Source organism: Rubellimicrobium aerolatum (assembly GCF_017872975.1).
GTDB classification, from domain to species: Bacteria; Pseudomonadota; Alphaproteobacteria; order Rhodobacterales; family Rhodobacteraceae; genus Rubellimicrobium; species Rubellimicrobium aerolatum.
This window is the reverse complement of sequence record NZ_JAGGJP010000005.1, coordinates 198520-212623: the sequence shown is the minus strand read 5'-3', so window position 1 is coordinate 212623 and position 14104 is coordinate 198520. Positions and strand designations below refer to the sequence as shown.

The following is a 14104-nucleotide window of genomic DNA, read 5'->3' as shown; positions in this document are numbered from 1 at the left end:
ACCCCGGTCGCGGGGTCGGATGCGCGCGCCGCCCGAATCGTGGCGGGCGCGCATCCGCGAGGCCCTGGGGCGAGATCCCTTGCCCCTGTGGCGGAAATGGAACATATCAGGAACCACGGCCCCTGAAGGAACCGATCATGGCCAAGGCCCGCAAGGACAAGCGCCTCGCCCCCGTCGCCCTGCCGAACGGTCCCGAGATCGAAGGCGATCCCTTCGGACTCGACCTCCTTGACGCGCCCGGGTCGCGCGCGCTGGGCTCCGATCCCGAATCGCCGCTTGCCGAGGCTCCCGCGCCTCCGTCCTGGCGCATGGCCGAGCCCGCCTGGGAGGACCGATTCGCCCCCGGCGCCCGCGTCGGCATCCTGCCCCTGGGCGCGCTCGACCGGCTGCTCGACTACAAGGCGCCCGAAGGCGGCTGCGCGCCCGGCTCCTTCGTGGAGGTGCCGCTCGGCCCCCGCAAGATCGTCGGCATCGTCTGGGGGCCGGGCTCGGGCGAGGTGCCCGAGGCACGACTGCGCGCCGTCACGCGCATCCTCGACGCCCCGCCGCTCCGCGCGCCCATGCGCGAGTTCCTGGGCCGCGCCGCCGACTACACGCTGACGCCGCTTCCCGCGATGGTGCGCCTCGCCACCCGCGCGCCCGGATTGACCGAAGGGCAGGCGATGCACCACGTCTACCGCCTGGGCCCGCGCGAGGCCGGGCGGATGACCGACGCCCGCGCCCGCGTCCTCGCCGTCCTGCGCGACCTGCCGGAGAAGAGCTTCACCTTGGGCGAGCTCGCCAACAGGGCCGGGGTGGGGACGGCGGTGATCCGGGGCCTCGTGCAGCAGGGGGCCGTGCTGGAGGTGGAGGCCCCGCGCGACCGTCCCTATCCGGTGCTGGACCTCGGCGGCCCCGGCGTGGCGCTGACGCCGGACCAGATGCTCGCCGCCGCCGCGCTGCGGATCGGGGCCGAGGCGCGGACCTACAACACCACGCTTCTGAAGGGCGTGACCGGCTCGGGCAAGACCGAGGTCTACCTCGAAGCGGTCGCCGAGACGCTGCGGCAGGGTCGGCAGGCCCTCGTCCTCCTGCCCGAGATCGCGCTCACCGGGGCCTTCCTGTCGCGGGTCGAAGCCCGCTTCGGCGCACCCGCGGCCGAATGGCATTCCGGCATGACGCAGACCGAGCGGCGCCGGCTCTGGCGGCAGGCGGCCGAGGGGGGCGCGTCCCTCGTGGTCGGCGCGCGCTCGGCGCTGTTCCTGCCCTTCCGCGACCTTGGCCTCGTCGTCGTCGACGAGGAGCACGACACCTCCTACAAGCAGGAGGACGGCGTGCTCTACAACGCCCGCGACATGGCCGTGCTGCGCGCCTCCATCGAGAAGGCGCAGGTGATCCTCGCCTCGGCCACGCCCTGCCTGGAAAGCTGGCACAACGCCCAGACCGGGAAATACGCCCGCCTGACGCTGCCCGCGCGCGTGGGCCTCGCCGTGCTGCCGACGGTCAAGGCGGTCGATATGCGGCTGGAGGACGTGCCGCGCGGCAACTGGGTGTCCCCCACGCTCGCCACCGCCGTCGCGCAGCGGCTGGAGCGGGAGGAGCAGTCGCTCCTGTTCATCAACCGCCGGGGCTACGCGCCCGTCACGCTCTGCCGGTCCTGCGGCCACCAGCTCGGCTGCCCGCATTGCGACGCGCGGCTGGTGGAGCACCGCTTCATGCGCCGCCTGATGTGCCATCAATGCGGCGAGACCTTCCCCATCCCGGTCGCCTGCCCGGACTGCGGGGCCGAGGGCAAGCTCTCGCCCGTGGGGCCGGGGGTGGAGCGGCTGGCCGAGGAGGTGGCCTCCCTGTTCCCCACCGCCCGGACGGCGGTGCTGTCCTCGGACCTCTACGGCAGCGCGCGATCGCTCAAGGAGGCCATCGAGCAGATCGCCGACGGCGCGGCCGACATCGTGATCGGCACGCAGCTCGTGGCCAAGGGACACAACTTCCCCAAGCTGACGCTCGCCGGGGTGATCGACGCCGACCTCGGGCTCTACGGATCGGACCTGCGGGCGGCCGAACGGACCTTCGCGCTGATGCGGCAGGTCTCGGGCCGGGCGGGCCGGGCCGACGCGCCCGGCGAGGCGATGCTCCAGACCTACCAGCCGCACCACCCCGTCATCCAGGCGATCCTGAAGGGCGACGACGAGGGCTTCTGGCGGGCCGAGGCCGACGCGCGCCGCATGGCCGGGATGCCGCCCTATGCGCGGCTCTGCGGGATCGTCCTGTCCTCCGAGGACGCGCAGGAGGCCATGGACAAGGCCGTCGAGATGGCTCGCCACAAGGAGCCGCTCGCGAGGATCGGGGCCGAGGTCTGGGGCCCCGCCCCCGCTCCCATCGCCCGCGTGCGGGGCCGGCACCGCGTCCGGCTCCTGCTCAAGGCCGAACGGGGCTCGCCCTTCCAGGACGCCATCGCCCGCTGGGTCGCGCAGTTCCGCTTCCCGTCGGACCTGCGGCTCACCATCGACATCGACCCGCAAAGCTTCATGTGATGATCGAAGGGCAGGGAACCCTGGCCGAGCTCGCCTCGGCGCTGGGCGCGGGCGTGGCCGCGGCCTGGCTCATCCGGCGCTGGATGCGCCGGATGCTGCGCCTGCTGATCGTGGCGGCGCTGCTGGGCGGCGCGGGCTGGGCGGGCCTCGACTGGTCGGAGGCGGGCCGCGCGCTGACGGCGGCGCTTTCGGGCCTCTCCGTCGCGGCGGAGTGACCGGCCGCCCCTGACAGCGGGCCGTCCCCGCGCCTATATCCAAGGCGACGCATCAGGAGTCCTCCGCCATGTTCAGCCTCTTCCCCGACAAGACCCGCATGATCCCGCCCGAGGAGGCGCTGCCCGGCCGCGACCGCCCGATCCTCGCCTCCTCCGTCCACGCCGTCCTTGGCACCCCCATCGGACTCGACGTGCCCGAGGGGATGGAGGTCGCGGTTTTCGGCATGGGCTGCTTCTGGGGCGTGGAGCGGAAGTTCTGGACCCTGCCCGGCGTCCACTCGACCATGGTGGGCTACGCCGCCGGCTACACGCCGAACCCGACCTACGAGGAGGTCTGCACCGGCCGCACCGGACACAACGAGGTCGTGCGCGTGGTCTACGATCCCGAAGCCGTCTCCTACGAGGATCTGCTGAAGGTGTTCTGGGAGAACCACGACCCGACCCAGGGGATGCGCCAGGGCAACGACCGGGGCACCCAGTATCGTTCGGGCATCTACGCCTCCACCGAGGCGCAGCGCGAGGCGGCCGAGCGGACGAGGGCCGCCTACCAGGAGCGGCTGCGCGCGGCGGGCTACGGCGCGATCACGACCGAGATCGCCCCGGCCGGGCCCTTCTACCTCGCCGAGGACTACCACCAGCAGTATCTCCACAAGAACCCGCGCGGCTATTGCGGCATCGGCGGCACCGGCGTCACCTGCCCGGTGGGCGTCGCGGTCTGACGGGGCCGCCCGGCGCCGGGAGCCTTCGGCCCGCCGATGCGTTCGATGGACATGGAACCGGACGAATTCGACATCGGTGAGGCCGGGCGCCGTCCGACGCCGCGCAAGGCGGCGCTCGACGCGCTCGACCGGCTCCTGCGCGCCCACGCCGTCCTGGGCGGGCAGCGCCGGTCCGAGAGCCCCCATGGCGTCCTGCGCCCCGCCCGCGAGGAGGAGCTCGACCTGATCGAGGCCGTCTTCCTGCATTGCGGCGTGCCCCTGCCGGACACGCTGCGCGCGATCTACCGCCGGACGCTCGGGGTCGGGAACCCGGTCGCGGCGCTTCCGGTGCTGGCGGTCCCCTTCCTCCGCGCCGTCCTGCCGCCCGAGCCGGGCGACCCGGCCCCCGCCGTCGTCGGCCTGGAGGCCTTCGAGGCCGCGCTCGGACTCCTGCGCGACGAGACGGCGCTCGACCGACCGGCCGTCCTGGCGCTCGGCCACGCCGAGCTGGCGGGCCTCACGGTCAGCCGCAATGGGCTCTGGTCGCTCGCGGACTACAGGGGGCGGCGCGACCTCCCGCCGCCGGGGGACTTCGCCCTCGCCTTCGAGGCCGCCTTTCCCGCCTATGTCGATCAGGTCCTTCTCCTTTGGGCCAACGACCTCGCCGGGGCCGTCGCCCGGCCGCGCGACCTCGACCTCGGCCGGGGCGCCCGGATCGACGCGCTGCCCCAGTCCGTCCGGGAGGCGAGGGCGCTCCTCCTGTCCTCCCGGCCATCGGCCGCGAGGGACCGAAGCGACGTGCAGCCCCTTGACTCCGCCGGCCTCCTTCGCCTGACGCGCCGGGGCGAGGAGGGCGACGTGCCGCTGCCCCAGGAGGCCCTCGTCGCCGTGGTGGGCCTGCCCTACGGGGAGTTCCCCCGGCTCGCCGACCGGATCGGCCCCGGAACCCGGCTCCGCCTGCGCCCGGCCGACGACAACCCCCACGACGCGAACGCGGTCGAGGTCTGGCTGGACGGCGAGCGGCCCGCCCGCGTGGGCTTCGTGGAGCGCCGGTCGGCCCCCCGGCTCCGCACCCTGCCACAGGGCGCTCCGGCTTGGCGGCTGAAGGTCGTGGGCGCGTCCGGGCAGGCCCTCGCCTGCGCCCTGGAGCTGGTCCCGCCCCAGGGGAAGGCCCCCGCCGATCCCGAGGGGCGCGACGCGTCGCCCGCGTCCCCGGACCTGTTCTCGCGACCCGGGCCGCCCTCGGACGCCTGACGGATCGCTGGGCAGGTGGCTGGCCAGGAAGGCCGGGCCAGGAAGGCTAGGATCGACAGTCAGGATCAGGAGGGATTGGCTGGGGCGCTAGGATTCGAACCTAGGAATGGCGGTACCAAAAACCGCTGCCTTACCACTTGGCGACGCCCCATCCGTGCGGCGGGAGATACCCTCGGGCGCGGGGGGGTTCAAGCCCCCCGTACCGCATTTTTCAGACCCGGAGGGGGTCGGCCTTGGCCAGCCGGTCGAAGGCCATCAGCGAGGCCACGACCGCCCCCATCCGGTCCAGCGGGATCATGTTGGGCCCGTCCGAGGGCGCGCGGTCGGGGTCCTCGTGCGTCTCGATGAAGACGGCGGCGATGCCCAGCGACACGGCGGCGCGGGCGAGCACCGGCGCGAACTCCCGCTGGCCGCCCGACGACGTGCCTTGCCCGCCGGGCTGCTGGACCGCGTGCGTCGCGTCCATGACCACCGGATATCCCGTGCGCGCCATGGTCGGCAGCCCGCGCATGTCGGTGACCAGCGCGTTGTAGCCGAAGGAGACGCCCCGCTCGGTCAGCAGGATGCGGTCGTTGCCGGTGCTCGCGACCTTGGCGGCGACGTTGGCCATGTCCCACGGCGCGAGGAACTGGCCCTTCTTGACGTTGACCGCCGCGCCGGTCGCCCCGGCCGCCAGCAGCAGGTCGGTCTGGCGGCACAGGAAGGCCGGGATCTGGAGGATGTCCACCGCCTGCGCGGCGGGCGCGCAATGGTCGGCCCCATGCACGTCGGTCAGCGTCGGGCAGCCCACCGCGTCGCGCACGTCCGCGAGGATGCGAAGCCCCTCCTCCATCCCCAGCCCGCGCTGGCCCGACAGCGAGGTGCGGTTGGCCTTGTCGTAGCTCGCCTTGAACACGTAGGCCGCGCCGGCCTCGGCGCAGGCCCGCGCCATGGCCTCGGCGATCCGCAGGGCGTGGTCGCGCCCCTCGATCTGGCAGGGCCCGGCGATGACCGCTAGCGGGCGGTCGTTGCCGATCTCGATGTCGCGGACGCGGACGACTCGCTGCGCGGTCGGGGGCGGGGCTTGGGTCATGGGTCGTTCCTCCTTGGCCCCCGCGCTCTAGCCTGTCCCCGCCCCGGCGTCACGCCTGCCGCCGCACGCCCGTCATCCGCCCGACGACCCAGGCGATGGGCCCTGCCACCACGCTCAGCAGCGCGCCGAGCTTGGCGGCGTCCTGGATGGGATGCCCGGCGAGCGTGGCCTCGGGCGAGAAGGCGACCCCCGCCACGAAGAGCGCCACCGTGAAGCCGATGGCCGCCACGAAGCCCACCACCAGCACGTCGCGCATCTCCATGCCCTTCGGCAGCCCCAGCCGCAGCGTCCGCACCCCCAGCCACCCCGCGCCCAGGATGCCGATCGGCTTGCCGACCAGGAGGCCGATCAGCACGAGCCAGGTGGGCGCCCCGGCGGCGGCGAACTCCACCCCGGCGTTCAGGAGGCCGAAGAGGAAGAGCACGAACTCCACCGGCGTCTTGAGCGCGTGCTCGAAGCTGTTGAGCACGTCGCGCAGGTGCCGCTCGGCCTCGGCGAAGATGCCGAAGCCCCGGTCGGCGTGGGGCATCGCCGGGATGATCGGCAGGAGGCCCAGCGCCGGATGCACGCCCGCCTCCTGGAAGCCGAACCAGCTCAGGGCGCCGGCGGCGAGGTAGGGCCAGAACGACAGCCGGCGGCGCATCCAGGTGGCGCGCGGCTTGCGGGGGTCGGCGCCGTCCAGCGCGCGGGGCAGCCAGTTGAACAGCAGCCAGGCCCCGACCGCCGCGCCCAGCGACAGGAGCAGCCATTCGGGCGCGAGGTCGCCCTTGGGGTAGAAGACCGCGATGATGAGGAGCCCCAGCGCGTCGTCCACGATGGCGAGCAGCAGCAGGAACCGCACCGCCGGATGCCCCGCGCCGAAGATGATGCGGGCGACGATGTAGGAGAAGGCGATGTCCGTCGCCGTGGGCACCGCCCAGCCATGGGCCAGCGCGTCGTAGGTCTCGGAGCCGAGGGCGGCCGCGAGCAGGAGGTAGATCGCCACCGGCCCCGCCATGCCGCCCAGCGCCGACAGCACCGGCACCAGCGCCGACCGCCCCCGGAGCGAGCCGTCGCGCAGGATGATCGCCTCCCAGACCTCCTTGGCGGCGATGGCGAAGAAGAAGGCCATCAGCACGTCGTTCACGAGGTAGTGGAAGGTCAGCGTCCGGCTGGCGACGGAGCCGTCGGGCGCATAGATCGGTTCCCCGACCGGCGATCCCGCGAGGATCACCCAGTCCACGACGGCGTGGTAGCCGTGCGGGTCGAGGTTGGCCCACAGCAGCGCGAGGGCCGCGCCGGCGATCATGAGGAGCGAGTAGTTGGCGACGAAGGACCAGACGCGGTGCATGAAGTCTCCCTGGGCGGCGTCCGACCCAGTTAGGGGGGGTCTGGGGCTGGATCAAACGAAACCGCGACCGGCCCCTGGAATCGCGGAGCCGCCCGTGGCCCGCGCGGTGGGCGAAGGGCCCGTCTGGGACCGCATCGCCGCCTGCCGCCTCTGCGCGCCCCGCTTCGCCGCGACGGCCACCCGGCACGCGCCCCGGCCCGTGGTCTGGTTCCGGCCCGGCGCGCGGCTGCTGATCGCGTCGCAGGCGCCCGGCGCGCGGGCGCACGACTCGGGCACGCCCTTCCTCGACCCCTCGGGCGACCGCCTGCGCGACTGGATGGGGATCGGGCCCGAGGAGTTCTACGACCGCTCGCGCGTGGCGATCGTGCCGATGGGATTCTGCTTCCCGGGCTACGACGCCAAGGGCGGCGACATCCCGCCGCCCGCGATCTGCGCCGCGACGTGGCGCGCGGAGGCCATGGCCGCGCTGCCCGACATCCGGCTCACGCTGATTGTGGGCGGCACGGCGCAGGCCTGGCACCTGGGCAAGGGACCGGTCACGGAGCGGGTGCGGAACTGGCGCGCGCACGCGCCCGCGCGCTTCGTCCTGCCGCATCCGTCCTGGCGGAACACGGCCTGGCTCAAGAAGAACCCCTGGTTCGCCGAGGAGGTCTTGCCAGCCCTCCGCGCGCGGGTGCAGGAGGTGCTGCATGGCTGAGACCCCCCTGGCCCGCGCCGCCCGCCTCTTCCTCCTGCGCCCCGACGACGACGCGGCGCGGCTCCGACTCTACGAGGTCCTGTCGGGGGCCGAGCTGGTCCTTCCCCTCGCGGGGGAGGGAGAGGGCGACGACGTGACGCCCGAGACGATGCTGGCGGGCGGCGTCCCCCATGTCGTCGCGCACGACGCCATCGGCGCCGTCACCGGGGCCACGGCCACGCTGTCCGGCCTCGCCCTCGCGCAGATGCTGGACGGGCAGGGGGTCGGGCTGGCGCTGCGCCTGGGCGGTCTGGCCGAGCCGCTGCTCGTCGCGCCCGAATCGCTCGACTGGCTGGCGCGCAACCTCGCCGGGGGACCGGCCCGCGTGGAGGCGCGGCCCCTCGCGCTGCACCCGCCCAAGGGCCTGCCCGCCTCGCTCCTGACCACGCTCGACCGCCGCCTCGCCCAAGGGGAAGGGCTGGCCGACGCCGCCTGGCTCGCGGCGGTGGAGTGGTCGGACGGCTCGCGCGGGCATCTCCTGGCCTTCGTCGGCGCGCGGCCGGGGGCCGAGGAGCCGCTGGCCGCCGGCATCAACGCCGCCGTGGCGCTGTCGGGGGCCGAGGACGTGCGGCTCGACGTGACCTTCCTGGGCGAGGGCGACCCGGTGCTCGCCCGGCTGGCGCGCGTGGGGCTGCGCTTCGACCTGAAGGACCCGGCCGAGGCGGCCAAGGGCCCGCCGCGGCTGCGGTAGCAGGGGGGCGCTGCCCCCCTCGGCGCGTCGCGCCTCACCCCCCGGGATATTTGAAGCCAAAGAAGGGCAGGGCCTCAGTAGCCCGTCCGGCGGTCCACGAGATGGAGGAGCGGCTCGCCCGCCGCGCCGCGCCGGAGGTTCTCGGCGATCACGCGCGCGGCCGATTCGACCCGCGTCTCGGCGGCGATGTGGGGCGTGACCGTGACGCGCGGATGCGCCCAGAACGCATGATCGGGCGGCAGCGGCTCCTGCCGGAACACGTCGAGCGTGGCGTGGCCGACCTGGCCCCCGTCCAGCGCCGCCAGCAGCGCCGCGTCGTCGATCAGCGCGCCGCGCCCGGGATTGAGGAGGACGAAGCCACGCGCCGGCAAGGAAAGGCGGGCCGCGTCCATCAGGTTCTCCGTCTCGGGGGTCAGCGGCGTCAGCAGCACGACGATCTCGGCCCCCGCCAGCGCCTCGGGCAGCCCCTCGGGGCCGGACAGCGCGTGGGCGAGGCGCGGCTCGGCCCTCGGCCGCCGGCTCCATCCCGTGACCGGGAAGCCCAGCCCGGCCAGCGTCCGCGCGCAGGCCATCCCCAGCTCCCCCAGTCCCAGCACCGTCACGGGACGGTCGCGCGCGAGCTTCGGGGCGACGTGACGCCAGACGCCGTCCTGCCTCAGGACGTGCGCGTCGATCCCCAGGTGATGCCGCAGCGCGTGACCGGCGACCCATTCCGCCATGCCCTGCCGCAGCCCGTCATCGACCATCCGCGTCAGCGGCAGGTCGGCGGGCACCGTGCCCACGATCCGCTCCACCCCGGCCCAGAGGCTCAGGACGCCCTTCGCCCGCGAGAAGGCGGCGAAGTCCAGCGCCGGCCCGCCCGGGGCGTAGACGATCCAGTCCACCTCGCCGGGCGGGTGGTCGCGCGACAGCTCGGCCGCGACGCCCGCCTCGGCGAAGACGCGGGGCAGCGCCTCGGCGTAGCCCGGCCACAGCCGGTCGGGCGCGGCGAAGTGGACCCTAGCGGGGGCGATGGACATGGGCGCTCTGCACAAGGCCGAAGGCGATCAGCAGCACGAGGAGCTGCGAGCCGCCGTAGCTCACCAGCGGCAGCGGCACGCCCACCACCGGGGCCAGCCCCATCACCATCAGCATGTTGACCGCGAAGAGCAGGAAGAAGCTCACCCCGATCCCGGTGACGAGCAGCGACGAGAACCGGTCCCGGCACTGCATCGCCGCCGTGAACAGGAACAGCAGGATCAGCCCATACAGCGCCAGCAGCGTGATCGAGCCCAGGAACCCGAACTCCTCGGCCAGGGTGTTGAAGATGAAGTCGGTGTGCTTCTCGGGCAGGAAGTTCAGCCGCGACTGCGTGCCCTGCATGAAGCCCTTGCCGGTCCAGCCGCCCGAGCCCAGCGCGATCTTGGCCTGCGTGATGTTGTAGCCCGCGCCCAAGGGGTCCTGCGAGGGGTCGAGGAAGGTGTCGATCCGCCGGTACTGGTAGTCGTGGAGGAGCTGCCACGGCGTGCCCCGGCTCTCGAACACGGCAAAGACCGCGCCGCCGATGGAGCCGAACACCGCCGCGAAGTAGGCCCAGTGGACCCCCGCGCACCACATCACCGCGCCGCCCGTCCCCAGGATCAGCACCGCCGTCCCCAGGTTCGGCTGCGCCAGCACCAGCACCACCGGCGCCACGATCAGCAGCAGCGGCGGCGCCAGCCAGATCGGGTTCGACACCCGCCGCGCCGGCAGCCAGTCGTAGTAGGCGGCCAGCGCCATCACCAGCGTGACCTTGGCCACCTCCGAGGGCTGGAGCCGCAGCGGCCCGATGTCGATCCACCGCTGCGCGCCCATGCCGACGGTGCCCATGACCTCCACCAGCACCAGCAGGCCGATGGACACGAGGTAGGCCACGGCGGCGCTGCTCCGCCAGAACCAGATGGGCGTGACCGCCACGGCGATCATCAGGACGAAGCCCAGCCCGAACCGCTCGATCTGCGGGCCGGCCCAGAGGTCCATCCGCCCGCCCGAGATCGAGGCCAGCATGACGAAGCCCATGCAGGACACCGCCGTCACCAGCAGCACCAGCGGCCAGTTGAGGTAGAGCAGCTTCTTCAACCCCGAGGGGACGAACTTGACCTGATACTCCAGATAGCTCACGCGCGCTCCCCTTCAGGCCCGCCCGAGGGTCGGCGCGGGCCGGCCCTGCAGGAGGGCGCGGACGCGGGCCTGCATCTGCCCGGCCTCCTCGCGCTTGTCGGACGGATAGGCGTCGAGGGGCGGGAAGCCGCCATACAGCGCCTGCAAGGTCACGTCCCGCCCGATGGGCGCCGCCGTGGTGGACCCGCCGCTCCCGTGCTCCACCACCACCGACACGGCGAAGCGCGGGTTGTCGTAGGGCGCGAAGTCCACCCAGAGCGCATGGTCGCGCCGGTTCCACGGCAGGTCGGCGTTCGAGGTCACGCCCCGCGCCCGCTCCTCAGCGGTGATGCGGCGGACTTGGCTCGTGCCGGTCTTGCCCGCCATCTCGAACCCGGCCGCCGCGATGCGCGCCTTGTGGGCGGTGCCGCGCGCGTGGTTCACCACGTCGAACATCGAGGCCCGGACGCGGCGCAGCAGGTTCTCGTTGAGCCCGAGCGGCCCCCCCGCGCCCGAAGGCTGCTCCACCCCGTCGATGGCCCGGACCAGCCGGGGCGCCACCTCGCGCCCCGTCGCCACCCGCGCCGTCATCACCGCGAGCTGGAGCGGCGTCGCCAGCACGTAGCCCTGCCCGATCGAGGCGTTCACCGTGTCGCCCACCCGCCAGGCCTCGTCGTGGTGCGCGCGCTTCCAGTCGGCGTCGGGGGCGATCCCCTCGGCCACCGCCGACATCGGCACGTCGGGACGCACGCCCACGCCCATCCGCCGGGCCATGGCGGCGATGGCCTCGATGCCGACGCGCTGGCCGACCTCGTAGTAGTAGCAGTCGCAGGAATACTTCAGGCTGTCGTTGAAATCGACGTTGCCGTGCCCGCCGCGCTTCCAGCAGTGGAACCGGATGCCCGAGACCTCGGTGTAGCCGCCGCACCACACGGTGTCCTCGGGCGAGATGACCCCGGCCTCCAGCGCCGCCAGCGCCGTGACGATCTTGAAGGTCGATCCCGGCGGATAGGCCCCCTGCACCGCCTTGGCGGCCAGCGGGCGGTAGATGTTCTCGTTCAGCGCCGTCCAGTCGGGGACCGAGATGCCGCGCACGAACAGGTTCGGGTCGAAGGTCGGCGCGTTCCCCACCGCCAGCAGGTCGCCGCTCTCGCAGTCCATCACCACGCAGGCCGCGCTTTCCCCCGCCAGCCGCGCCTCGACATAGGACTGCAGCTCCGCGTCGAGGCTGAGCTGCACGTCGGCGCCCGGCGTGCCCTCGTCGCGGGACAGCTCGCGCATGACCCGCCCGACCGAGTTGACCTCGATGCGCTGCGTCCCGGCCTTGCCGCGCAGCAGGTCCTCCAGCTTGGCCTCCACGCCGGTCTTGCCGAACTGGAACTTGGGGATCTGGAACAGCGGGTCGGGGTCCTCCATCAGCCCCAGGTCGTAGTCGCTGACCGGGCCCACGTAGCCCACCACGTGCGCCGTGTCGGGGCCGCGCGGATAGCTGCGCGACAGCCCGACCTCGGCGGTGACGCCGGGCAGGGCGGGGGCGTTCGCCGTCACCCGCGCCACGTCGTCCCAGGACACCCGGTCCCGCACCGTCACCGGCACGAAGGACGCCACCCGCTCCATCTCGGCCAGCGTCGCCTCGATGGTCCCGGCGTCCAGCGGCATCACGGCGGCCAGCCGGGCCAGCGCCTCGCGCGGCTCTCCGGCGGCCTCGCGGACGATGACGATGCGATAGACCGGCTCGTTGGTGGCCAGCGCCACGCCGTTGCGGTCGAAGATCAGCCCGCGCCCGGGCGGGATCAGCCGCATGTTGACGCGGTTCTCCTCGGCCAGCAGCGCGAACTCGTCCGCCTGATCGACCTGGAGCTGCTTCATCCGCCAGCCCAGCACCCCCATCAGCCCGAGCTGCGCCGTCCCCAGCAGCGCCGCGCGCCGCGTCATGCGCGGCCAGACCTCCGAGCCCTCGTTGCGCGCGTTCCTCATAGCCGGTGCCCCAATGCGTCCACCTCGCCCTGCGCGGGGCGGCGGAGCCCCAGCGCCACGTGCGCCACCCCGGCGATCGCCGGATAGAGCGCCACCGTCAGTATCACCTGGATCAGCGTCAGCCCCAAGGGCGGCTGCGGCGTCATCACCACCGCGAGGACCGCCCGGTTGGCGAGGCCCACCGCCGCGATCCCCGTTCCGACCGCCAGCCACTCGCCCAGGAACGACCCCTTCCGCAGCCGGAGGGAGCGGCGGCGCAGGCCTTCCGTCATCAGCAGCACCAGAGCGGCATACAATCCGGGCGGCCGCTGGAACAGGAAATCGGCCAGCAGGAACACCCCCAGCACCACCAGCACCGGCAGCGTGTCGGGCCGCCGCGCCGCCCAGGCCCCCGTGACCGCCAGCAGGATGTCGGGCGTCGCATAGGGGCGCGGCACCGTGTTCAGCGGCAGCAGCGGCGCCGCGATCAGCACGAAGGCCAGCACCAGATAGGTGACGCGCCCCGGCCAGGCGCCGCGCCCCTCAGTCACCGACCGTCCCCTCGGGCGGCGTCGCGGGCGTCGTCGTTCCGGCCAGCAGCCCCGTGGGCGGCAGCGGCGGGCCAAAGACCTCCCGCTCCTCGGGCCGGGGCGCGATCCCGGCCGTGGGCACGATCAGCCCGCCCGGATCGGCGATCGACTCCACCAGCGGGCTCCGCAGCACGCGCACGAACTCCAGTTGCTCGTAATCCGCCGCCAGCCGCAGGCGCAGCCGCCCGTCCGTCCCCTGCGCCACCCGCCCGACCAGCAGCCCCGCCGGGAACAGCGCCCCGTCCCCCGCCGTCACCGCGCGGTCGCCGGGGCGCACCGCGTCGGGGTCCTCCAGGAAGTCCAGCAGCGGATACAGCGAGTTGTCCCCCGTCAGGATCGCCTTCTGCCCCGACGGCTCCAGCGTGACCGGGATGCGGCTCGACGTGTCGGTGAGCAGGATCACCCGGCTCGTCCGCTGCCCCACGCCCGAGACGCGCCCCACGAGGCCCATCCCGTCCATCGTCGGCCAGCCGTCGATGATCCCGTCGTGCCCGCCGACGTTGAGAAGCACCGACTGCCGGAAGGGGCTCCCCGAATCCGCCATCACCGTTCCCGTGACATAGGTGAGCGCCGGGTCGAGCGAGACGTTGTTGAGGTCGCGGAGCTTGGCGTTCTCCTGCTCCAGCCGCAGCGCCGCCTCGCGCCAGACGGTCATCTGCCGCAGCTCGCGCCGCAGCTCCAGGTTCTGCTGGTGGATGCGCTCGTAGCTCCGCACGTCCCCCGCCAGCCGCGCCAGCCCCGTCACCGGCGCGAGCATCCAGTCGAGCCGGGGCACCACCTCGTCCACGACCTCCGCGCGCAGTCGCTCCACGCGCGGCGAATCGATCCGCCACACGAGGAACAGCCCCAGGCAGGCCAGCACCAAAAGCCCCACCAGCAGGCGGCGCAGCGGCCTCGTGAACTCCTCGCCCCGGTCGCGATCCCTGGCCAT

13 protein-coding genes and 1 tRNA gene are annotated in these 14104 nt (G+C 73.5%); 6 read left to right on the top strand and 8 right to left on the bottom strand.

The features are described from left to right. Positions 1–308: 308 nt before the first annotated feature. From J2Z33_RS08210 to J2Z33_RS08195, 4 genes are all read left to right on the top strand, one after another. Positions 309–2513, top strand: a complete 2205-nt coding sequence (locus J2Z33_RS08210) for a primosomal protein N' (protein ID WP_209839863.1) — start codon at positions 309–311, stop codon at positions 2511–2513. Beyond that, positions 2513–2728 carry a hypothetical protein gene (locus tag J2Z33_RS08205; protein WP_209839756.1) on the top strand — a complete coding sequence of 72 codons (216 nt, stop codon included), beginning with the start codon at positions 2513–2515 and terminating at the stop codon, positions 2726–2728. The genes J2Z33_RS08210 and J2Z33_RS08205 overlap by 1 nt, the downstream gene beginning before the upstream one ends. A gap of 68 nt (positions 2729–2796) precedes the next feature. Further along, positions 2797–3447 carry a peptide-methionine (S)-S-oxide reductase MsrA gene (gene msrA / locus J2Z33_RS08200; RefSeq protein ID WP_209839754.1) on the top strand — a complete coding sequence of 217 codons (651 nt, stop codon included), beginning with the start codon at positions 2797–2799 and terminating at the stop codon, positions 3445–3447. A 45-nt stretch (positions 3448–3492) separates the two neighbouring features. Next, positions 3493–4680, top strand: coding sequence for an HIRAN domain-containing protein (locus tag J2Z33_RS08195; protein ID WP_209839752.1), 1188 nt, complete (start codon positions 3493–3495; stop codon positions 4678–4680). A gap of 76 nt (positions 4681–4756) precedes the next feature. Here J2Z33_RS08195 and J2Z33_RS08190 read toward each other — a convergent pair. The 3 genes from J2Z33_RS08190 to J2Z33_RS08180 all read right to left on the bottom strand — a co-directional run bounded on the left by J2Z33_RS08190 (position 4757) and on the right by J2Z33_RS08180 (position 7082). Further along, positions 4757–4831, bottom strand: a tRNA-Gln gene (locus J2Z33_RS08190). Positions 4832–4891: 60 nt separating this feature from the next. Next, positions 4892–5752, bottom strand: a complete 861-nt coding sequence (gene kdsA, locus J2Z33_RS08185; protein WP_209839750.1) for a 3-deoxy-8-phosphooctulonate synthase — start codon at positions 5750–5752, stop codon at positions 4892–4894. Between the two features lie 49 nt (positions 5753–5801). Continuing rightward, positions 5802–7082: a Na+/H+ antiporter NhaA gene (locus J2Z33_RS08180; protein ID WP_209839748.1), complete on the bottom strand. Its 1281-nt coding sequence runs from the start codon at positions 7080–7082 to the stop codon at positions 5802–5804. Positions 7083–7176: 94 nt separating this feature from the next. Between J2Z33_RS08180 and J2Z33_RS08175 the strand changes: the two genes are divergently transcribed. After that, the gene (locus J2Z33_RS08175) at positions 7177–7779 is read left to right on the top strand and encodes a uracil-DNA glycosylase family protein (protein ID WP_342454148.1); all 603 of its coding nucleotides are present in this window, start codon (positions 7177–7179) and stop codon (positions 7777–7779) included. After that, positions 7772–8509, top strand: a complete 738-nt coding sequence (locus J2Z33_RS08170; RefSeq protein WP_209839743.1) for an SseB family protein — start codon at positions 7772–7774, stop codon at positions 8507–8509. Before J2Z33_RS08175 ends, J2Z33_RS08170 begins: the two co-directional genes overlap by 8 nt. 74 nt (positions 8510–8583) lie before the next feature. Here J2Z33_RS08170 and J2Z33_RS08165 read toward each other — a convergent pair whose 3' ends face one another. The 5 genes from J2Z33_RS08165 to mreC are packed head-to-tail and all read right to left on the bottom strand — an operon-like array spanning position 8584 to position 14104. Then, positions 8584–9528, bottom strand: coding sequence for a 2-hydroxyacid dehydrogenase (locus J2Z33_RS08165; RefSeq protein ID WP_209839741.1), 945 nt, complete (start codon positions 9526–9528; stop codon positions 8584–8586). Next, entirely contained in the window at positions 9509–10648 is a 1140-nt protein-coding gene (gene rodA, locus J2Z33_RS08160) for a rod shape-determining protein RodA (RefSeq protein ID WP_209839739.1), read from the bottom strand. The genes J2Z33_RS08165 and rodA overlap by 20 nt, the downstream gene beginning before the upstream one ends. 12 nt (positions 10649–10660) lie before the next feature. Further along, positions 10661–12604, bottom strand: a complete 1944-nt coding sequence (mrdA, locus tag J2Z33_RS08155; RefSeq protein ID WP_209839737.1) for a penicillin-binding protein 2 — start codon at positions 12602–12604, stop codon at positions 10661–10663. Beyond that, the gene (locus tag J2Z33_RS08150) at positions 12601–13134 is read right to left on the bottom strand and encodes a rod shape-determining protein MreD (RefSeq protein ID WP_209839736.1); all 534 of its coding nucleotides are present in this window, start codon (positions 13132–13134) and stop codon (positions 12601–12603) included. The genes mrdA and J2Z33_RS08150 overlap by 4 nt, the downstream gene beginning before the upstream one ends. After that, positions 13127–14104 (bottom strand): rod shape-determining protein MreC, encoded by a 978-nt coding sequence (mreC, locus tag J2Z33_RS08145; RefSeq protein ID WP_209839733.1) that lies wholly within the window; start codon positions 14102–14104, stop codon positions 13127–13129. The genes J2Z33_RS08150 and mreC overlap by 8 nt, the downstream gene beginning before the upstream one ends.